This is a genomic window from Bradyrhizobium sp. USDA 4353 (assembly GCF_054063215.1).
The window spans coordinates 5945932-5960066 of sequence record NZ_JBSSGB010000001.1; the positions used below are offsets into that span (position 1 = coordinate 5945932).

14 protein-coding genes and 1 tRNA gene are annotated in these 14135 nt (G+C 64.8%); 5 read left to right on the forward strand and 10 right to left on the reverse strand.

Annotation, left to right across the window (positions count from 1 at the left end; genetic code table 11):
* Positions 1-88 precede the first annotated feature (88 nt).
* Positions 89-1363: an ATP-dependent Clp protease ATP-binding subunit ClpX gene (clpX, locus tag ACVILH_RS26985; protein ID WP_006611022.1), complete on the reverse strand. Its 1275-nt coding sequence runs from the start codon at positions 1361-1363 to the stop codon at positions 89-91.
* Between the two features lie 442 nt (positions 1364-1805).
* Positions 1806-2438, reverse strand: a complete 633-nt coding sequence (locus ACVILH_RS26990; RefSeq protein WP_006611023.1) for an ATP-dependent Clp protease proteolytic subunit — start codon at positions 2436-2438, stop codon at positions 1806-1808.
* Between the two features lie 91 nt (positions 2439-2529).
* Here ACVILH_RS26990 and ACVILH_RS26995 point away from each other — a divergent pair, with 91 nt between their 5' ends.
* Complete coding sequence (locus tag ACVILH_RS26995) at positions 2530-2694, forward strand: hypothetical protein (RefSeq protein WP_456715596.1); 165 nt, start codon at positions 2530-2532, stop codon at positions 2692-2694.
* Positions 2695-2735: 41 nt separating this feature from the next.
* Here ACVILH_RS26995 and tig read toward each other — a convergent pair whose 3' ends face one another.
* Positions 2736-4094 carry a trigger factor gene (gene tig / locus ACVILH_RS27000; RefSeq protein WP_456715597.1) on the reverse strand — a complete coding sequence of 453 codons (1359 nt, stop codon included), beginning with the start codon at positions 4092-4094 and terminating at the stop codon, positions 2736-2738.
* 175 nt (positions 4095-4269) lie between these two features.
* Positions 4270-4354, reverse strand: a tRNA-Leu gene (locus ACVILH_RS27005).
* A gap of 174 nt (positions 4355-4528) precedes the next feature.
* Here ACVILH_RS27005 and ACVILH_RS27010 point away from each other — a divergent pair.
* Both ACVILH_RS27010 and ACVILH_RS27015 read left to right on the forward strand, forming a co-directional pair.
* Positions 4529-5839 (forward strand): multicopper oxidase domain-containing protein, encoded by a 1311-nt coding sequence (locus ACVILH_RS27010; protein WP_456715598.1) that lies wholly within the window; start codon positions 4529-4531, stop codon positions 5837-5839.
* A 25-nt stretch (positions 5840-5864) separates the two neighbouring features.
* Positions 5865-6947 carry an enolase C-terminal domain-like protein gene (locus ACVILH_RS27015; RefSeq protein WP_456715599.1) on the forward strand — a complete coding sequence of 361 codons (1083 nt, stop codon included), beginning with the start codon at positions 5865-5867 and terminating at the stop codon, positions 6945-6947.
* Between the two features lie 61 nt (positions 6948-7008).
* Here ACVILH_RS27015 and ACVILH_RS27020 read toward each other — a convergent pair whose 3' ends face one another.
* Positions 7009-8508 (reverse strand): NAD(P)H-hydrate dehydratase, encoded by a 1500-nt coding sequence (locus tag ACVILH_RS27020; RefSeq protein ID WP_456715600.1) that lies wholly within the window; start codon positions 8506-8508, stop codon positions 7009-7011.
* 535 nt (positions 8509-9043) lie between these two features.
* On the opposite strand from ACVILH_RS27020, the gene ACVILH_RS27025 reads away from it, so the two are divergent.
* A complete protein-coding gene (locus ACVILH_RS27025; protein ID WP_006611029.1) occupies positions 9044-9382 on the forward strand; it encodes a P-II family nitrogen regulator in 339 nt (112 codons plus the stop codon).
* A 238-nt stretch (positions 9383-9620) separates the two neighbouring features.
* Entirely contained in the window at positions 9621-11030 is a 1410-nt protein-coding gene (gene glnA, locus ACVILH_RS27030) for a type I glutamate--ammonia ligase (RefSeq protein WP_006611030.1), read from the forward strand.
* Between the two features lie 139 nt (positions 11031-11169).
* Here glnA and ACVILH_RS27035 read toward each other — a convergent pair whose 3' ends face one another.
* From ACVILH_RS27035 to ACVILH_RS27055, 5 genes are all read right to left on the reverse strand, one after another.
* Positions 11170-11772: a hypothetical protein gene (locus tag ACVILH_RS27035; protein ID WP_456715601.1), complete on the reverse strand. Its 603-nt coding sequence runs from the start codon at positions 11770-11772 to the stop codon at positions 11170-11172.
* Between the two features lie 31 nt (positions 11773-11803).
* Positions 11804-12406, reverse strand: coding sequence for a hypothetical protein (locus ACVILH_RS27040; protein WP_456715602.1), 603 nt, complete (start codon positions 12404-12406; stop codon positions 11804-11806).
* Positions 12407-12479: 73 nt separating this feature from the next.
* Positions 12480-12857, reverse strand: coding sequence for a helix-turn-helix domain-containing protein (locus ACVILH_RS27045; RefSeq protein WP_456715603.1), 378 nt, complete (start codon positions 12855-12857; stop codon positions 12480-12482).
* A 12-nt stretch (positions 12858-12869) separates the two neighbouring features.
* Positions 12870-13172, reverse strand: a complete 303-nt coding sequence (locus ACVILH_RS27050) for a type II toxin-antitoxin system HigB family toxin (RefSeq protein ID WP_456715604.1) — start codon at positions 13170-13172, stop codon at positions 12870-12872.
* Between the two features lie 73 nt (positions 13173-13245).
* Complete coding sequence (locus ACVILH_RS27055) at positions 13246-14010, reverse strand: gamma-glutamyl-gamma-aminobutyrate hydrolase family protein (RefSeq protein WP_456715605.1); 765 nt, start codon at positions 14008-14010, stop codon at positions 13246-13248.
* Between the last annotated feature and the right edge of the window lie 125 nt (positions 14011-14135).

Below are 14135 nucleotides of genomic sequence, written 5' to 3' on the forward strand. Positions count from 1 at the left end.
CTGAAACGCTGCGACGCCGCGGACTGGGCGTCCGCAGCGATCGCTGAACTGATAAATCGAGGTCGTCTGTCGATCGTGCCAGCGCGGATCACGCGCTGGCGCTGCTTTCCACCGCGCGATCGGAACGATCGGCGTAGATGTAGAGCGGACGGGCCGTGCCTTCGACGACCTCGCGCGAGATGACCACTTCCTCGACGCCTTCGAGACCCGGCAGATCGAACATCGTCTCGAGCAGGATGCTCTCGAGGATCGACCGCAGACCGCGTGCGCCGGTCTTGCGCTCGATCGCCTTGCGCGACACGGCGCCGAGCGCCTCGTCGGCGAAGGTGAGCTCGATGTTCTCCATCTCGAACAGACGCTGATACTGCTTCACCAGCGCGTTCTTGGGCTCGGTCAGGATCTTCTTCAGCGAGTTCTCGTCGAGATCCTCGAGCGTCGCCACGACCGGCAGACGGCCGACGAACTCGGGGATCAGGCCGTACTTCAGGAGATCCTCAGGCTCGACGTGACGGAAGATCTCGCCGGTGCGGCGGTCTTCCGGCGCCAGCACCTGGGCCGCAAAGCCGATCGAGGTCGACCGGCCGCGCGACGAGATGATCTTTTCCAGGCCGGAGAACGCACCACCACAGATGAAGAGAATGTTGGTGGTGTCGACCTGCAGGAACTCCTGCTGCGGATGCTTGCGGCCGCCCTGCGGCGGAACCGATGCAACCGTGCCTTCCATGATCTTGAGCAGCGCCTGCTGGACACCCTCGCCCGACACGTCGCGGGTGATCGAGGGATTGTCCGACTTGCGACTGATCTTGTCGATTTCGTCGATGTAGACAATGCCACGCTGCGCACGCTCGACATTGTAGTCGGCCGCCTGCAGCAGCTTCAGGATGATGTTCTCGACGTCCTCACCGACATAGCCGGCCTCGGTCAAGGTCGTGGCGTCGGCCATCGTGAACGGCACGTCGAGGATACGGGCGAGCGTCTGCGCGAGCAGCGTCTTGCCCGAACCGGTCGGACCGATCAGCAGGATGTTCGACTTCGCGAGCTCGACGTCCGAGTGCTTGGTCTGGTGGTTGAGGCGCTTGTAGTGGTTGTGAACGGCGACCGACAGCACCTTCTTCGCATGGTTCTGACCGATCACGTAATCGTCGAGAACCTTGCAGATTTCCTTCGGGGTCGGAATGCCGTCACGCGACTTGACCAGCGAGGACTTGTTCTCCTCGCGGATGATGTCCATGCAGAGCTCGACGCATTCGTCGCAGATGAAGACGGTTGGACCTGCGATCAGTTTGCGGACTTCGTGCTGGCTCTTGCCGCAGAACGAGCAATAAAGCGTATTCTTGGCGTCGCCCGTGCCGACCTTACTCATTCCTGTCTCCGTCCGCGGTTCGCTCTTGTCCGCTCGTTCGTTCCGACCCGGCGCGGGCCGGACCGAATTGGTGAAAGAGCAAATTTCGTACCAAAATTAAGACCTTGTTCTTGACCCGCCGTGCACCCACGGCTCACGCGAATCCCCCACGATCCATAACTGGGCACTCTAGCCAATCATGCTGTCATCCGACTATCAAGAATTCGCTAATCGGAGCACAGACCCTAGACCGTGACATTACCGTGATTTTGGGGCTTGACACGGTAAGAACACGCGAAATCGGCTGAACGTTGCGTGTTTGCCACGCCTGTTTGCCGGTTGCACGGCTGGGTTGCGGCCCTTTTGGGACCCCACCTAGTACCTCTGCCGGCGGAAGCCGGCAAAGGCGATGCCGTGATATACCGAGGCCCGTCCAACGGACCCCGCCTTACTCAGCTACGGCTCACTTGCCCATCGCCGCCGGATCTTCCGGCCGCTTGTCGAGCACCTTGTCGATGAGCCCGAACTCCTGGGCGGCTTCCGCCGTGAGGAATTTGTCGCGTTCCAGCGCATCCTCGATCGCCTTGTAGGGCTGGCCGGTGTGCTTCACGTAGATCTCGTTGAGCCGCTTCTTGAGGCTCAGGATCTCCTGGGCGTGCAGCATGATGTCGGTCGCCTGGCCCTGGAAGCCGCCGGACGGCTGATGCACCATGATGCGCGAATTCGGCAGCGAGAACCGCATGTCCTTGTGGCCGGCGCAGAGCAGCAGCGAGCCCATCGAGGCGGCCTGGCCGGTGCACAACGTCGACACCGCCGGACGGATGAACTGCATCGTGTCGTAGATCGCGAGACCTGATGTCACCACGCCGCCCGGCGAGTTGATGTACATCGCGATCTCCTTCTTCGGGTTCTCGGCCTCGAGGAAGAGCAACTGCGCGACGATCAGGGTCGCCATGCCGTCCTCGACCGGGCCGGTCACGAAGATGATGCGCTCCTTCAGGAGGCGCGAGAAGATGTCGTAGGCGCGCTCACCGCGGTTGGTCTGTTCGACCACCATGGGCACAAGGTTCATATAGGTTTCGACGGGATCGCGCATGAATCACCCAAGGGTTGGACCAGCAGTTGAAGACGACCGGCCGCCGCAGGTGAGGCTCGTTCAGCGAGCAGCGACGGACGATGGCCCCGTGATGCAGAACTTCAAGACCGAGCCCACAGATATGGACCAATTTCCCGGTGACAAGACCGGTAACCGGCCAACCGCAAGCGAGGTCGTTGCCCTGTTCAAGCTGATTCCCGCGGCGGCGGCCAGCACCGGAACCGGGCCGACCGGCGCTTTCGCCGGTCAACCTTAATCATGCGCTGATGCCGTAAACCCGCCCCAGAGGTGGCCTGATCAGGCCGCCTTGTCGTTCTCGTCGTCCTTGAACAGCTCGTCCTTCGAGACCTTCTTCTCGGTCACGTTGGCGAGCTCGAGGATGAAGTCGACGACCTTGTCCTCGTAGATCGGCGCGCGCAGCTGCGCGAGCGCCTGCGGGTTGCTGCGATAGAAGTCCCAGACCTCCTTCTCGCGGCCGGGCATCGAGCGCGCGCGCTCGATCACGGCGCGGCTGACCTCGTCGTCGGTCACGGTGATCTTGTTCTTCTCGCCGATCTCCGACAGCACGAGGCCGAGGCGCACGCGGCGGTCGGCGATGGTGCGGTATTCTTCCTTCGCCTTGTCCTCGGTGGTGTTCTCGTCGGCGAAGGTCTTGCCGCTCGACTTCATCTCGGCCTGAACCGAGTTCCACATCAGGTTGAACTCCTCGTCGATCAGCGACGGCGGCGCATCGAACTTGTGGGTCTCGTCGAGGCGGTCGAGCAGCGCGCGCTTGACGCGCTGGCGGGTCGCCTGGCTGAACTCGCCGGCGAGCCGGTCGCGCATCAGCTCCTTCAGCTTGTCGAGCGATTCCAGGCCAAGCGTCTTGGCGAACTCGTCGTCGACGACCTTCTCTTCCGGCGCCTCGATCGCGGTCGCGGTGGTCTCGAACTCCGCGGCCTTTCCGGCCAGCTCGTTGTTGAGATAGTTGGTGGGGAACGTGACCTTCAGCGTGCGGGTCTCGCCGACGCCGATGCCGATCAGCTGATCCTCGAAGCCCGGGATGAAGGTGTTCGAGCCGATCACGACATCGATGCCCTCGCCGGTGCCGCCGTCGAAGGCGACGCCGTCGATCGTGCCCTTGAAGTTGACCTTCACGCGGTCGCCGCTCTCGGCCTTCGCGCCCTCGGCCTTCGCGGCATAGCTGCGGTTGGCATCGGCCAGGCGCTTGATCGCCTCATCGACATCGGCATCAGTGATGTCGGCGACCGGCTTCTCGACCGAGAAGGTTCTGAAGTCGGCCAGCGTGATCGCCGGCACCACTTCGATCGCCACGGTGTAGGTCAGGTCGGTCTGGCCGGCGAGGATCTTCTCGACCTCGGCCTCTTCGGTCGGCATCGTCACCTTCGGCTCGGTGGCGAGACGGAAGCCACGCTCGGTGAAGATCTGCGTGTTGGTGTCGCGGATGGTCTGGTCGATGGTCTCGGCCATGACCGACTTGCCGTAGATCTTCTTCAGATGCGCCACCGGCACCTTGCCGGGACGGAAGCCGTTGATGCGGACCTTGTCCTTGAGATCGACCAGCTTCGCATCCGCCTTGGCGTCGAGATCGGCAGCGGGAACGCTGATCTGGAACTCGTGCTTCAAGCCTTCCGACAAGGTTTCTGTGACCTGCATGGCGTCAATCTTCTTCCGCTACGGTCCGGACCCTTGCGATCCGGACACACCTGATTCAATTGTGGACGACGCGCGGCCAACGAGCCTTGCGCCGGTGGGATCGGTGCCGCCGCTCTCCCGAGACCAGGAGCGCGGCTGCGCCGTGAAACTTTCGGCAAACGCCTGAGGAAGCGCTTGGTGCGGGCGGAGGGACTCGAACCCCCACAACTTTCGTCACTGGAACCTAAATCCAGCGCGTCTACCAGTTCCGCCACGCCCGCGTGAACTGCATCGATAGCCCGGCCGCGATGCCGCGGGCGGCGCGGCTTATACCACGCGTGAAACCGTCCGCAGCAAAAAAATGGGCCCGAAAGAGCGCCCGCGGCCGGCCAATCGGCCAAGCTCGCGGCACAGATAAGGGAAAACGAGATGATCCGCATCCCCCTCAACGCACAATGTTTTGTCGCATGACGCAGCCTGTGGATGGGCTCAGTCGCCGCACCGTGCTCGGCGGCTTTGCCGCAGCCTGCGCGACCGCGGTTCCGCGTTTCGCCATCGCCGCCGAACGCACGTCCGTCGCGCTGGAGGCGAGGGCCGAATCTCTGGCTTTGTCCGAGGGCCGGCCGCCGGCGCGGATGTGGCAGCTGACCGGCGGCTCGCCGGTGCTCCGGCTGGTCCGCGGTGCCGCGCTCGATCTCTCCCTAGCCAACGGTCTTAAGATACCGGCAGCCGTCTCGGGGCGAGGCTTGGCGTTGCCGGCGCCGCTGCTCGCCCAACCGCCCATCGCGGCGGGCGGCCGCGCCATGGTGGCTGCGACGGCGCCGCGGCCGGGAACCGGACTGCTCGACCTGCGGCTGCTCGCCGATGGTGCCGCCGCACCGATCCGGCCACTGCCTCTTATCGTCGATGAAGGCGCGGCGGTAACCTTTGACCGCGATGAGATTTTTCTGGTTGAGGACTTCCGCCTCAAGCCGGACGGCACGGCGATCGCGCCGGGCACGGACCCCGGGGACTCCGAGCTGCTCTACACCTTGAACGGGCGAATCCAGCCCGAGATCGCGCTGCGCGCCGAGTCGCGGGTCAGGCTGCGCTTCATCAATGGCTGCCAGCGCGCTGTGATCGCGATCAAAATCGCCGAGATCGACAGCGTCAGGGTGATGGCGATCGATGGCCAGCCGGCGGAGCCGTTCCTGGCCCGCAACGGCGCGGTCGTGCTGCCGCCGGGTGGCCGTACCGACGTGGTCATCGACATGCCCGCGGCGAAAGCACCGCTACCAGTGCTGCTGCACGACGGCACGGCGACACGCCCCCTCGCCCGCCTCGCGCTGTCGAGCGAGCCGGCGCAGCGTGCCGCCCCGCTGCCGCCTCCGTCGCCCCTGCCCGCAAATGGTTTGCCGGACAAGCTCGACCTGCGCAGCGCCATTCGTGCCGAGCTCGCGCTCGACGGCGCCGACTGGCGTCCGCCCACCCAGTTCAATCCCGGCAGCGCCCCCGCCTTCCAGGCCAAGTCCCGCCGCGTCGTGGTGCTGGCGCTGGCCAACAAGGCCGCGGGCCCGACGGTCGTCCACCTCCAGGGGCAGCCGTTCCGCCTGCTCGACCGGCTCGACGACGGCTGGAAGCCGTATTGGCTCGACACGCTCGCATTGGAGGCCGGCCAGACCCAGCGCATCGCCTTCCTGGCCGAGACCGCTGGTCGCTTCCTGATCGAGCGCATGGGCACCGACTGGGCGGCGCCGCGGCTTATCAGGTGGTATGAGATCGGGTGAGGAAACGAACCAGGGAGAACTCCCCATGACCACAGCCGCCATCACCGGCGTCACCGCGCGCGCCGTCGTCACCCCGATGAAGCGCCCGCTGCGCAACGCCTTCGGCATCATCGACGCCGGACCGCTGGTGCTGATCGACGTCACGACGGATCAGGGGGTTACCGGCCATTCCTATCTGTTCGCTTACACCCGGCTGGCGTTGAAGCCGCTCGTGCATCTGGTCGAGGACATCGGCCGCGATCTCCGAGGCAAGGCGCTGGCGCCGGTCGACCTGATGAAGGTGATGGACGCAAAGTTCCGCCTGCTCGGCTGGCAGGGCCTGGTGGGCATGGCCGTTTCGGGTCTCGACATGGCGTTCTGGGACGCGCTCGGCCAATTGGCCAACAAGCCCGTGGTCGAGCTGCTCGGCGGCAGCGCCCGTCCCATTCCCGCCTATGACAGCTACGGCGTGCTCGACGCCAAGGCAGACGAGCGCACTCTGCGCACCGCCTGCGACGAGCATGGCTTCCGGGCCATCAAGACCAAGGGCGGCCATGGCGACCTCCCCACCGACGAGGCGATGATCAAGGGCCTGCGCGCTCTGCTCGGCCCGGACATCGCGCTGATGCTCGACTTCAACCAGTCGCTCGATCCCGCTGAGGCGACGCGGAGAATCGCGGTTCTTGCAGATTACGACCTGACCTGGGTCGAGGAGCCGGTGCCGCAGGAGAATCTCTCGGGCCACGCCGCAGTGCGCGAGCGCTCGGAGATCCCGATCCAGGCCGGCGAGAACTGGTGGTTTCCGCGCGGCTTCGCCGAGGCGATCGCGGCCGGCGCGAGCGACTTCATCATGCCCGACCTGATGAAGGTCGGCGGCATCACCGGCTGGCTCAATGTCGCAGGCCAAGCCGACGCCGCGTCGATCCCGATGTCGAGCCACATCCTTCCCGAAGCCAGCGCGCATGTGCTGCCGGTGACGCCGACCGCGCACTTCCTCGAAGTGCTGGATTTCGCCGGAGCCATCCTCACCCATCCGCTGCAGGTGATCGACGGCAAGGTCGCGGTGAAAGGTCCAGGCCTCGGTCTCGCGTGGAACGAGAGCGCAGTGGCGAAGCATCAGGTGACGTGAGCGAGGCGCGCTGACGCCACCACAAACACAACTGTCATCGCCCGGCTTGACCAGGCGATCCTCAGTATTCGATCCCGAACCGGTCATACAGCCGCCGGAAGACCGCCGGCAGCGTCTCCGTCAGGTCTTCCGCGATCAGGCCCGGCCCCGCTTCCGAGCCCGCCTCGCCATGCATCCAGACGCCGATGCAGGCGGCCTCGAACGCCGGCACGCCCTGCGCCAGGAGCCCTGCAATGATGCCGGCGAGCACGTCGCCGGCACCGGCAGTGGCCAGCCAGGGCGGCGCGTTGGCGGCGATGGCGGCGCGGCCATCCGGAGATGCGATGGTGGTGTCGGCGCCCTTCAGCAGCACGACGGCGCCACAGCGCGCGGCCGCGGCGCGCACCCGCTCGAGCTTGGAGCGGCCGGGAGTCTTGTTGCTGAGATCCGAAAACAGGCGCGGGAATTCGCCTTCATGCGGCGTCAGCACGATCTGCGCCTCGGCCATCGCCCTGATCGGTTCGAACAGCCGCTCCGGCGCATCGGCGAAGCTCGTCAGCGCGTCCGCGTCCAGCACCAGATGGCGCTGCGCGGTCAGCGCAGTGAAGACGAGATCGCGCGTGCGCTCGCCGACCCCCGTGCCCGGGCCGATGATGCAGGTGTTGTAGCGCTTGTCGCCGAGCAGTTCGCCGAACTCGATCGCGGTGTCGGCGGCGCGTACCATCACCGCCGTCAGCGCCGCGGCATTGACCGCCAGCGCGTCGCGCGGCGAGGCCAGGGTGACGAGGCCTGCGCCAGCCCGCAGCGCAGCCCGCGCGGCCATGCGCGACGCGCCAGTCGCGGTGACATCGCCGGACACCGCGAGCACGTGCCCGCGCGCATATTTGTGTCCATCGATGCGGGGTACGGGAAAGCCCCCGTGCCACAGCTCCGGCTCGTTCTCGAACGCCTGCGGCTTGATCTCGTCGAGCACCTGCGGATCGATGCCGATATCGGCGAGCCGGACGCGGCCGCAATGCTGGCGCCCGGGCAGCAACAGATGCGCGGGCTTCTTGCGGAAGAAGGTCACCGTCTCGGTCGCCCTGACGGCGATGCCCATGACCGCGCTGGTCGTCCCGTTGATGCCGCTCGGCAGATCGACCGCGAGCACCGGCGCGCCATTGGCATTGATCGCCGCGATGACCTCGTGCGGCTCGCCGGTGACCGGCCGGCTCAGCCCGGCGCCGAACAGCGCATCGATGATCAGCGCGGGCTTGCCGATCGCCTGCGGCGTGAATGGCAGCACCGGAAACTTCCAGCCCTTCGCGGCGGAGGCCGCATCGCCTTGCAGGGCATCGCGCTCGCACATCAGGACAACCGAAACGTCGCGGCCCTGCGCGGCCAGCTCGGCGGCCGCGACGAAGCCGTCGCCGCCATTATTGCCGGGACCGCAGACGACCAGGATCGGTCCCTCCTCGACGAGGTCCATGGCGGCGGCGGCGACCGCCTGGCCGGCGCTCAGCATCAGCGAGAATCCGGGCGTGCCGGCCGCGATGGTCAGCCGGTCGGCGCGCTCCATTTCGCTCGTGGTCAAGACTTCCATTGCAACTCTTACATCCCCTGCAGCCGTCCTCTGCCGGCCGCTCGACAGCAATCGCAACACGCCGGCTTCCCCAAAGCCGGCCACCCCCGCCGAATCTCTGCCTTCCTATTGCCGTGCCGAGCAGCAAGTTCCAAGAGCGTAGACCTGCCGTGGCCCCCGGCTGCGCTCAATCCCGCCTTTTCGCTGGGCATTTCCCTTAGCGTGTCCCTTGGCGTGCGGACGCCGCACCACCATCTGCACAACTTCTGGCCTGTTTGCCTAATTGGCGAGCTTCGGTATTCTGGGCACTCCCATGGGGAATCGTCGGGCCGATGCGAAAGACCCGGATATCCGCTCGATTTGGCCTCGTTAACGACTTGGCATAGACCCTGCTTTTGTGGAGCCACTTCGGCACGGGGCAAGACGGGCTGTCAATCACCGGGCCTCCGCCGGGGAGTGTCAGGCCCGGTAACGAAGTGATCGAACGACCTGCGCGCTGGCGCAGCCTGACGATGACCCAACTGTTTCTTAATGCGGAATGCCCGGGAGGCGCTCAGTGAAGAAAATCGAAGCCATCATCAAGCCGTTCAAGCTGGACGAGGTGAAGGAGGCACTTCAGGAAGTCGGGCTCCAGGGCATCACCGTCACCGAGGCCAAGGGCTTCGGCCGCCAGAAGGGCCATGCCGAGTTGTATCGCGGTGCCGAATACATCGTCGACTTCCTGCCGAAGGTGAAGATCGAGATCGTGATCGGCGACGAGCTAGTCGAGCGCGCCATCGAGGCGATCCGCCGCGCCGCCCAGACCGGCCGCATCGGCGACGGCAAGATTTTCGTGTCCAACATCGAGGAAGCCATCCGCATCAGGACGGGAGAATCGGGGTTGGACGCAATCTAGGCGGGGCTTGCGCCCACAGCGGGCGGCCTGGAACGGCCATATCGCTCCAGGCCCTCCGCCGAGAACATCTGCTGCGCCAGCAGCGCTCAGGCAGCTGAGATGTCCTCTAAGAGGCATCTGCATGCGGCCTTTTTGGCGTTTTCGGATATTGTCTTGGTCCCCCGGCGAGGCTAATGGAGCATGACCCGCGGACGCCGTCCCGCGCCGGGCCGTGACGTTTCAGCCAAGAGGGGTATTCATGAAGACCGCCAAGGACGTCTTGAAGGCAATCAAAGACAACGACGTCAAATACGTCGACCTCCGCTTCACCGACCCGCGGGGCAAGTGGCAGCACGTCACCTTCGACGTCAGCATGATCGACGAGGACATTTTCGCCGAAGGCACGATGTTCGACGGCTCCTCGATCGCCGGCTGGAAGGCGATCAACGAATCCGACATGTGCCTGATGCCCGACCCGGTGACCGCGACGATCGATCCGTTCTTCGCCGAAACCACCATGATCATCACCTGCGACGTGCTCGAGCCGACCACCGGCGAGCCCTACAACCGTGACCCCCGCGGCATCGCCAAGAAGGCCGAGGCGATGGTGAAGTCGATGGGCGTGGGTGATACCGTGTTCGTCGGCCCCGAAGCCGAGTTCTTCGTGTTCGACGACGTCCGTTACAGCTCCTCGCCCTACAACACCGGCTTCCGCCTGGACTCCTCGGAGCTGCCGACCAACTCCGATACGGAATATGAGGGCGGCAATCTCGGCCACCGCATCCGCACCAAGGCCGGCTACTTCCCGGTGCCGCCGCAGGACTCGGTGCAGGACATGCGCTCGGAGATGCTCGGCGCGATGGCGCGCATGGGCGTCAAGGTCGAGAAGCACCATCACGAGGTCGCGTCCGCCCAGCACGAGCTCGGCATGAAGTTCGACACGCTGACCCTGATGGCCGACCAGATGCAGATCTACAAGTACTGCATCCACCAGGTTGCGCATATCTACGGCAAGACCGCCACCTTCATGCCAAAGCCTGTTTATGGCGACAACGGCTCAGGCATGCACGTCCACCAGTCGATCTGGAAGGACGGCAAGCCGGTGTTCGCGGGCAACAAGTACTCCGACCTGTCGGAGACCTGCCTGTCCTACATCGCCGGCATCATCAAGCACGCCAAGGCCATCAACGCCTTCACCAACCCGTCGACCAACTCCTACAAGCGTCTGGTCCCGGGCTATGAGGCGCCGGTGCTGCTCGCCTACTCCGCGCGCAACCGCTCGGCCTCGTGCCGCATCCCCTACACCTCCTCGCCGAAGGCCAAGCGCGTCGAGGTCCGCTTCCCCGATCCGCTCGCCAACCCCTATCTCGGCTTCGCCGCGATGCTGATGGCCGGCCTCGACGGCGTGAAGAACAAGCTCGATCCGGGCCCGGCGATGGACAAGGACCTCTACGACCTGCCGAAGGAAGAGCTGAAGCAGATCCCGACCGTCTGCGGCTCGCTCCGCGAGGCGCTCGAGAACCTCGACAAGGACCGCGCCTTCCTGAAGGCCGGCGGCGTGTTCGACGACGACTTCATCGACAGCTACATCGCGCTGAAGATGACCGAGGTCGAGCGCTTCGAGATGACCCCGCACCCGGTCGAGTTCGACATGTACTACTCGGGCTAAGCCCGACACGATCGGCGGATCACGAAGGCGCCCCTCGCGGGGCGCCTTTTTGTTTGCCGGGGCGAACTGTCCGGTGGCGAGAGGTCACGGGCTCTCGAGACGCTTGGCTGCATGAGGCCCGACCGTTAGCACGGCCGCGCTACTTGTCGGGATAATGCACGACGATCTGCTCGACGACCGGCGCCCATTTGCGCGCTCGCAAGTTGCCGGACGAAATGCGGTCTCCCTGGGGAACCCCGTTCTCGTCCCTGCCCTTGCCAAATCGAACTGAGATTCCGCAGCCGCCCGGCAGAGGACGGTCCAGCGCACCGCCCTTCCAGTCCACGACAAAGCCGCCACCGTCAGTGAAGAACTCGCGCATCAGAAATGGCCGGCCGTTGATCTTTTGTACCTCGGCCAGCGTCGAACCGAGCGTCACGCCGGAGACATTCCAATGGCTCGTCTTGGCGTCGATCAAGGTCAGCCGCGAAACCCGCTGCATGGTCTCGTCGGCAAAGCCAATCTCGATGCGCCACTCCGGCGATCGTGGCTGCAGCGCGACGCCCTCATAGGTGATGTCTTCCATCCCAGTGGACAGCTCCTTGTCGATCACTGCATCCTGGCCATAGCGTAGCAGCAGGCTCCTTGCGGAATCGCCGACGGACACAGGGAAGGTACAGCTGATCGCCCCCTCAGCAGGCGGCACGGTTTGTGCCGAGGACGGTTCTGCGAGACACATCAACAACAAGATCGTTCGGCGCATGCGCTTCCCACTCTGGCCAGCCATGCAGCCACTACTTCGCGGCGAAATTGACGCCGATCTCGGTCACCACAGGCGCGAGCTTCACCAAAGCCGGATTGTCGGACGACACCTTCACGCCATCGCCCGAGAGCGAACGCGGCGTGTCCTTGCTGGTCCCGAAGCGGATCGTGATCGAGCAGCCGCCCGGCAGCGTGCGCCCGAGTGCGCCGTTCTTGAAGTCGGTGACGTAGCCGCCATAGTCCCAACCGAAGCCCGCGACGACGAACGGCTTGCCGTTGGCCTTCTGGACCGCGGCGAGGCTTGCGCCGATCGAAATCCCGGCGACGTTCCAGCGGCTGGTCTTGGCCGTATCACGAAGGGTCAGCCCGGAGACCGTCGCCCTCTTGTCCTCGATAAACGAGATCTCGATGCGCCGGTCCGTAGCCCGCGGGAACAGGACCAAGCCCTTATACGTCTCGCCCTCGGCCCCAGGCAGATCCTGCACGACCGCCTCGCCGCCATAACGCTGCTGAATGCTTTTCGCGGTGTCAGTCGAAGCAACGGGCTCCGTACAGGTGATCGGCCCCTCGCTGGGCGGAGCCGTCTGGGCCAGGGCCGGAACGGCAACGAGCAAACCGGCGGCAAACGACAGCATACAAATCAGAGCGCCTTTGCCCGGCCCCTCAAGAATGACAGATGACTGCACCGATCCGCCCCCCAATGAACCGTCAAGCAGCCTTCAGACGATATGGCGCAATCAACAACTCAGCCGGCACTTTCCACTCGGTGTGCAGCCTGTGAATCATCTCGACGGTCAGGGCTCTCTGCCGGGCCAGGACTTCCGAAGCGCGCGCATTCGAGCCGAGCAATTCGCCGAGCTCAGCCTGGGTATGCCCACCTTCTTCAATGAGGTAGCTCAAGACATCGACGGGATCGACCCCGGAAAGATCGATCGGCCAGCGTTCGTTCTCGTATCGCTCGACGAGCGTGGCCAGGATATCGAGCTTGTCTCCGTCATCACTGCCGGGTGCAGCTCCCCACAGTCTCTCGATCTCTGCGACTGCTGCGTCGTAGTCTGCCTCGTTGCGGATCGGACGAATTTCCATGAGCCGGACTCCTCAGTATCTCGCGACCGTGAGCGCATCGACCTTGTCGTATTCGGCATGCGTGCCGATAAACTTAATGAATACGATCTGGTGACTAAACGAAAAAGCCGCAATCAGCCTGAAGCTCCCTCCGGCGATCTCGAACCTTGCTCGCTCGCCGTTCAGCACAACCGCGCCAGGAACGGCGGCCTGGACGTCGTTCATCGATCCCCATTTCGCAGCTTTCACCAGCTTGAGCCATCTGAGGACAGAGGGACCAGCTTTGGGGTTCTGGTCGGCAAACCGGACCAATGTCGACTGCTTGATGATCCTCACGATGAATGATCCCAGATTGGGATAGCCAAATCAATATCGAGCGGATTATCTGGCCCTCCCGCAGCGTCGCCTGTCACAGCCGCCGCCTCCGCACCGCCTCCCCGAACGCCTCGAACAGCTTGCGGTTGATCGGGTTCTTCTGCGGGTCGTACTCGGCGTGCCATTGCACGCCGAGCGCAAAGCTCGGCGCGTCGGCGATGCGGATGGCCTCGATGGTGCCGTCCTCGGCGATGCCCTCGATGACCACGCGATCGCCGGGCTCGAGGATGCCCTGGCCGTGCAGCGAGTTCACCTTGATGCTGTCGCAGCCGAGGATGCCGGCGAAGGCGCCGCCCGGCGTCAGCCTGACCTCGTGGCGATCGGCGAAGATGACGGTCGGGTCAGGATGGATCTCGCCGTTCTCCAGCCGGGGCATGCGATGGTTCATACGGCCCGGAATCTCGCGGATCTCCGGATGCAGCGAGCCGCCGAAGGCGACGTTCATCTCCTGCAGGCCGCGGCAGATGCCGAACAGCGGAATGCCCCGGGCGACGCAGGCCTCCGTGAGTTGCAGCGCGACCTCGTCGCGGTGGACGTCATAGGGCTCGTGCTTGAGGCTCGGCTCGGTGTTGAAGCGCGTCGGGTGCACGTTGGCGCGGGCGCCGGTCAGCACCACGCCATCGACGACGTCGAGCAGCGCGGCGATGTCGGTGATCTCGGGGACGCCGGCAAACATCAGCGGCAGCGCGCCCGCGACCTCGGCCACGGCGCTCAGATTACGCTCGCCCACCATCTGAACGGTGAACCTGTTCTCGACGCGATGGCTGTTGCCGATCACGCCGACGACCGGACGCTTCATGGCCCTCGTTTCCGTTTCGCTCCCACGATAGGCACAAATCATGCCTGTGTCGTAAAGACGGATCAACAGATGACCGCGCGGGTCCCCAATGCCGTTTCCGGACACTCAAACGACGTTCCGCCGCG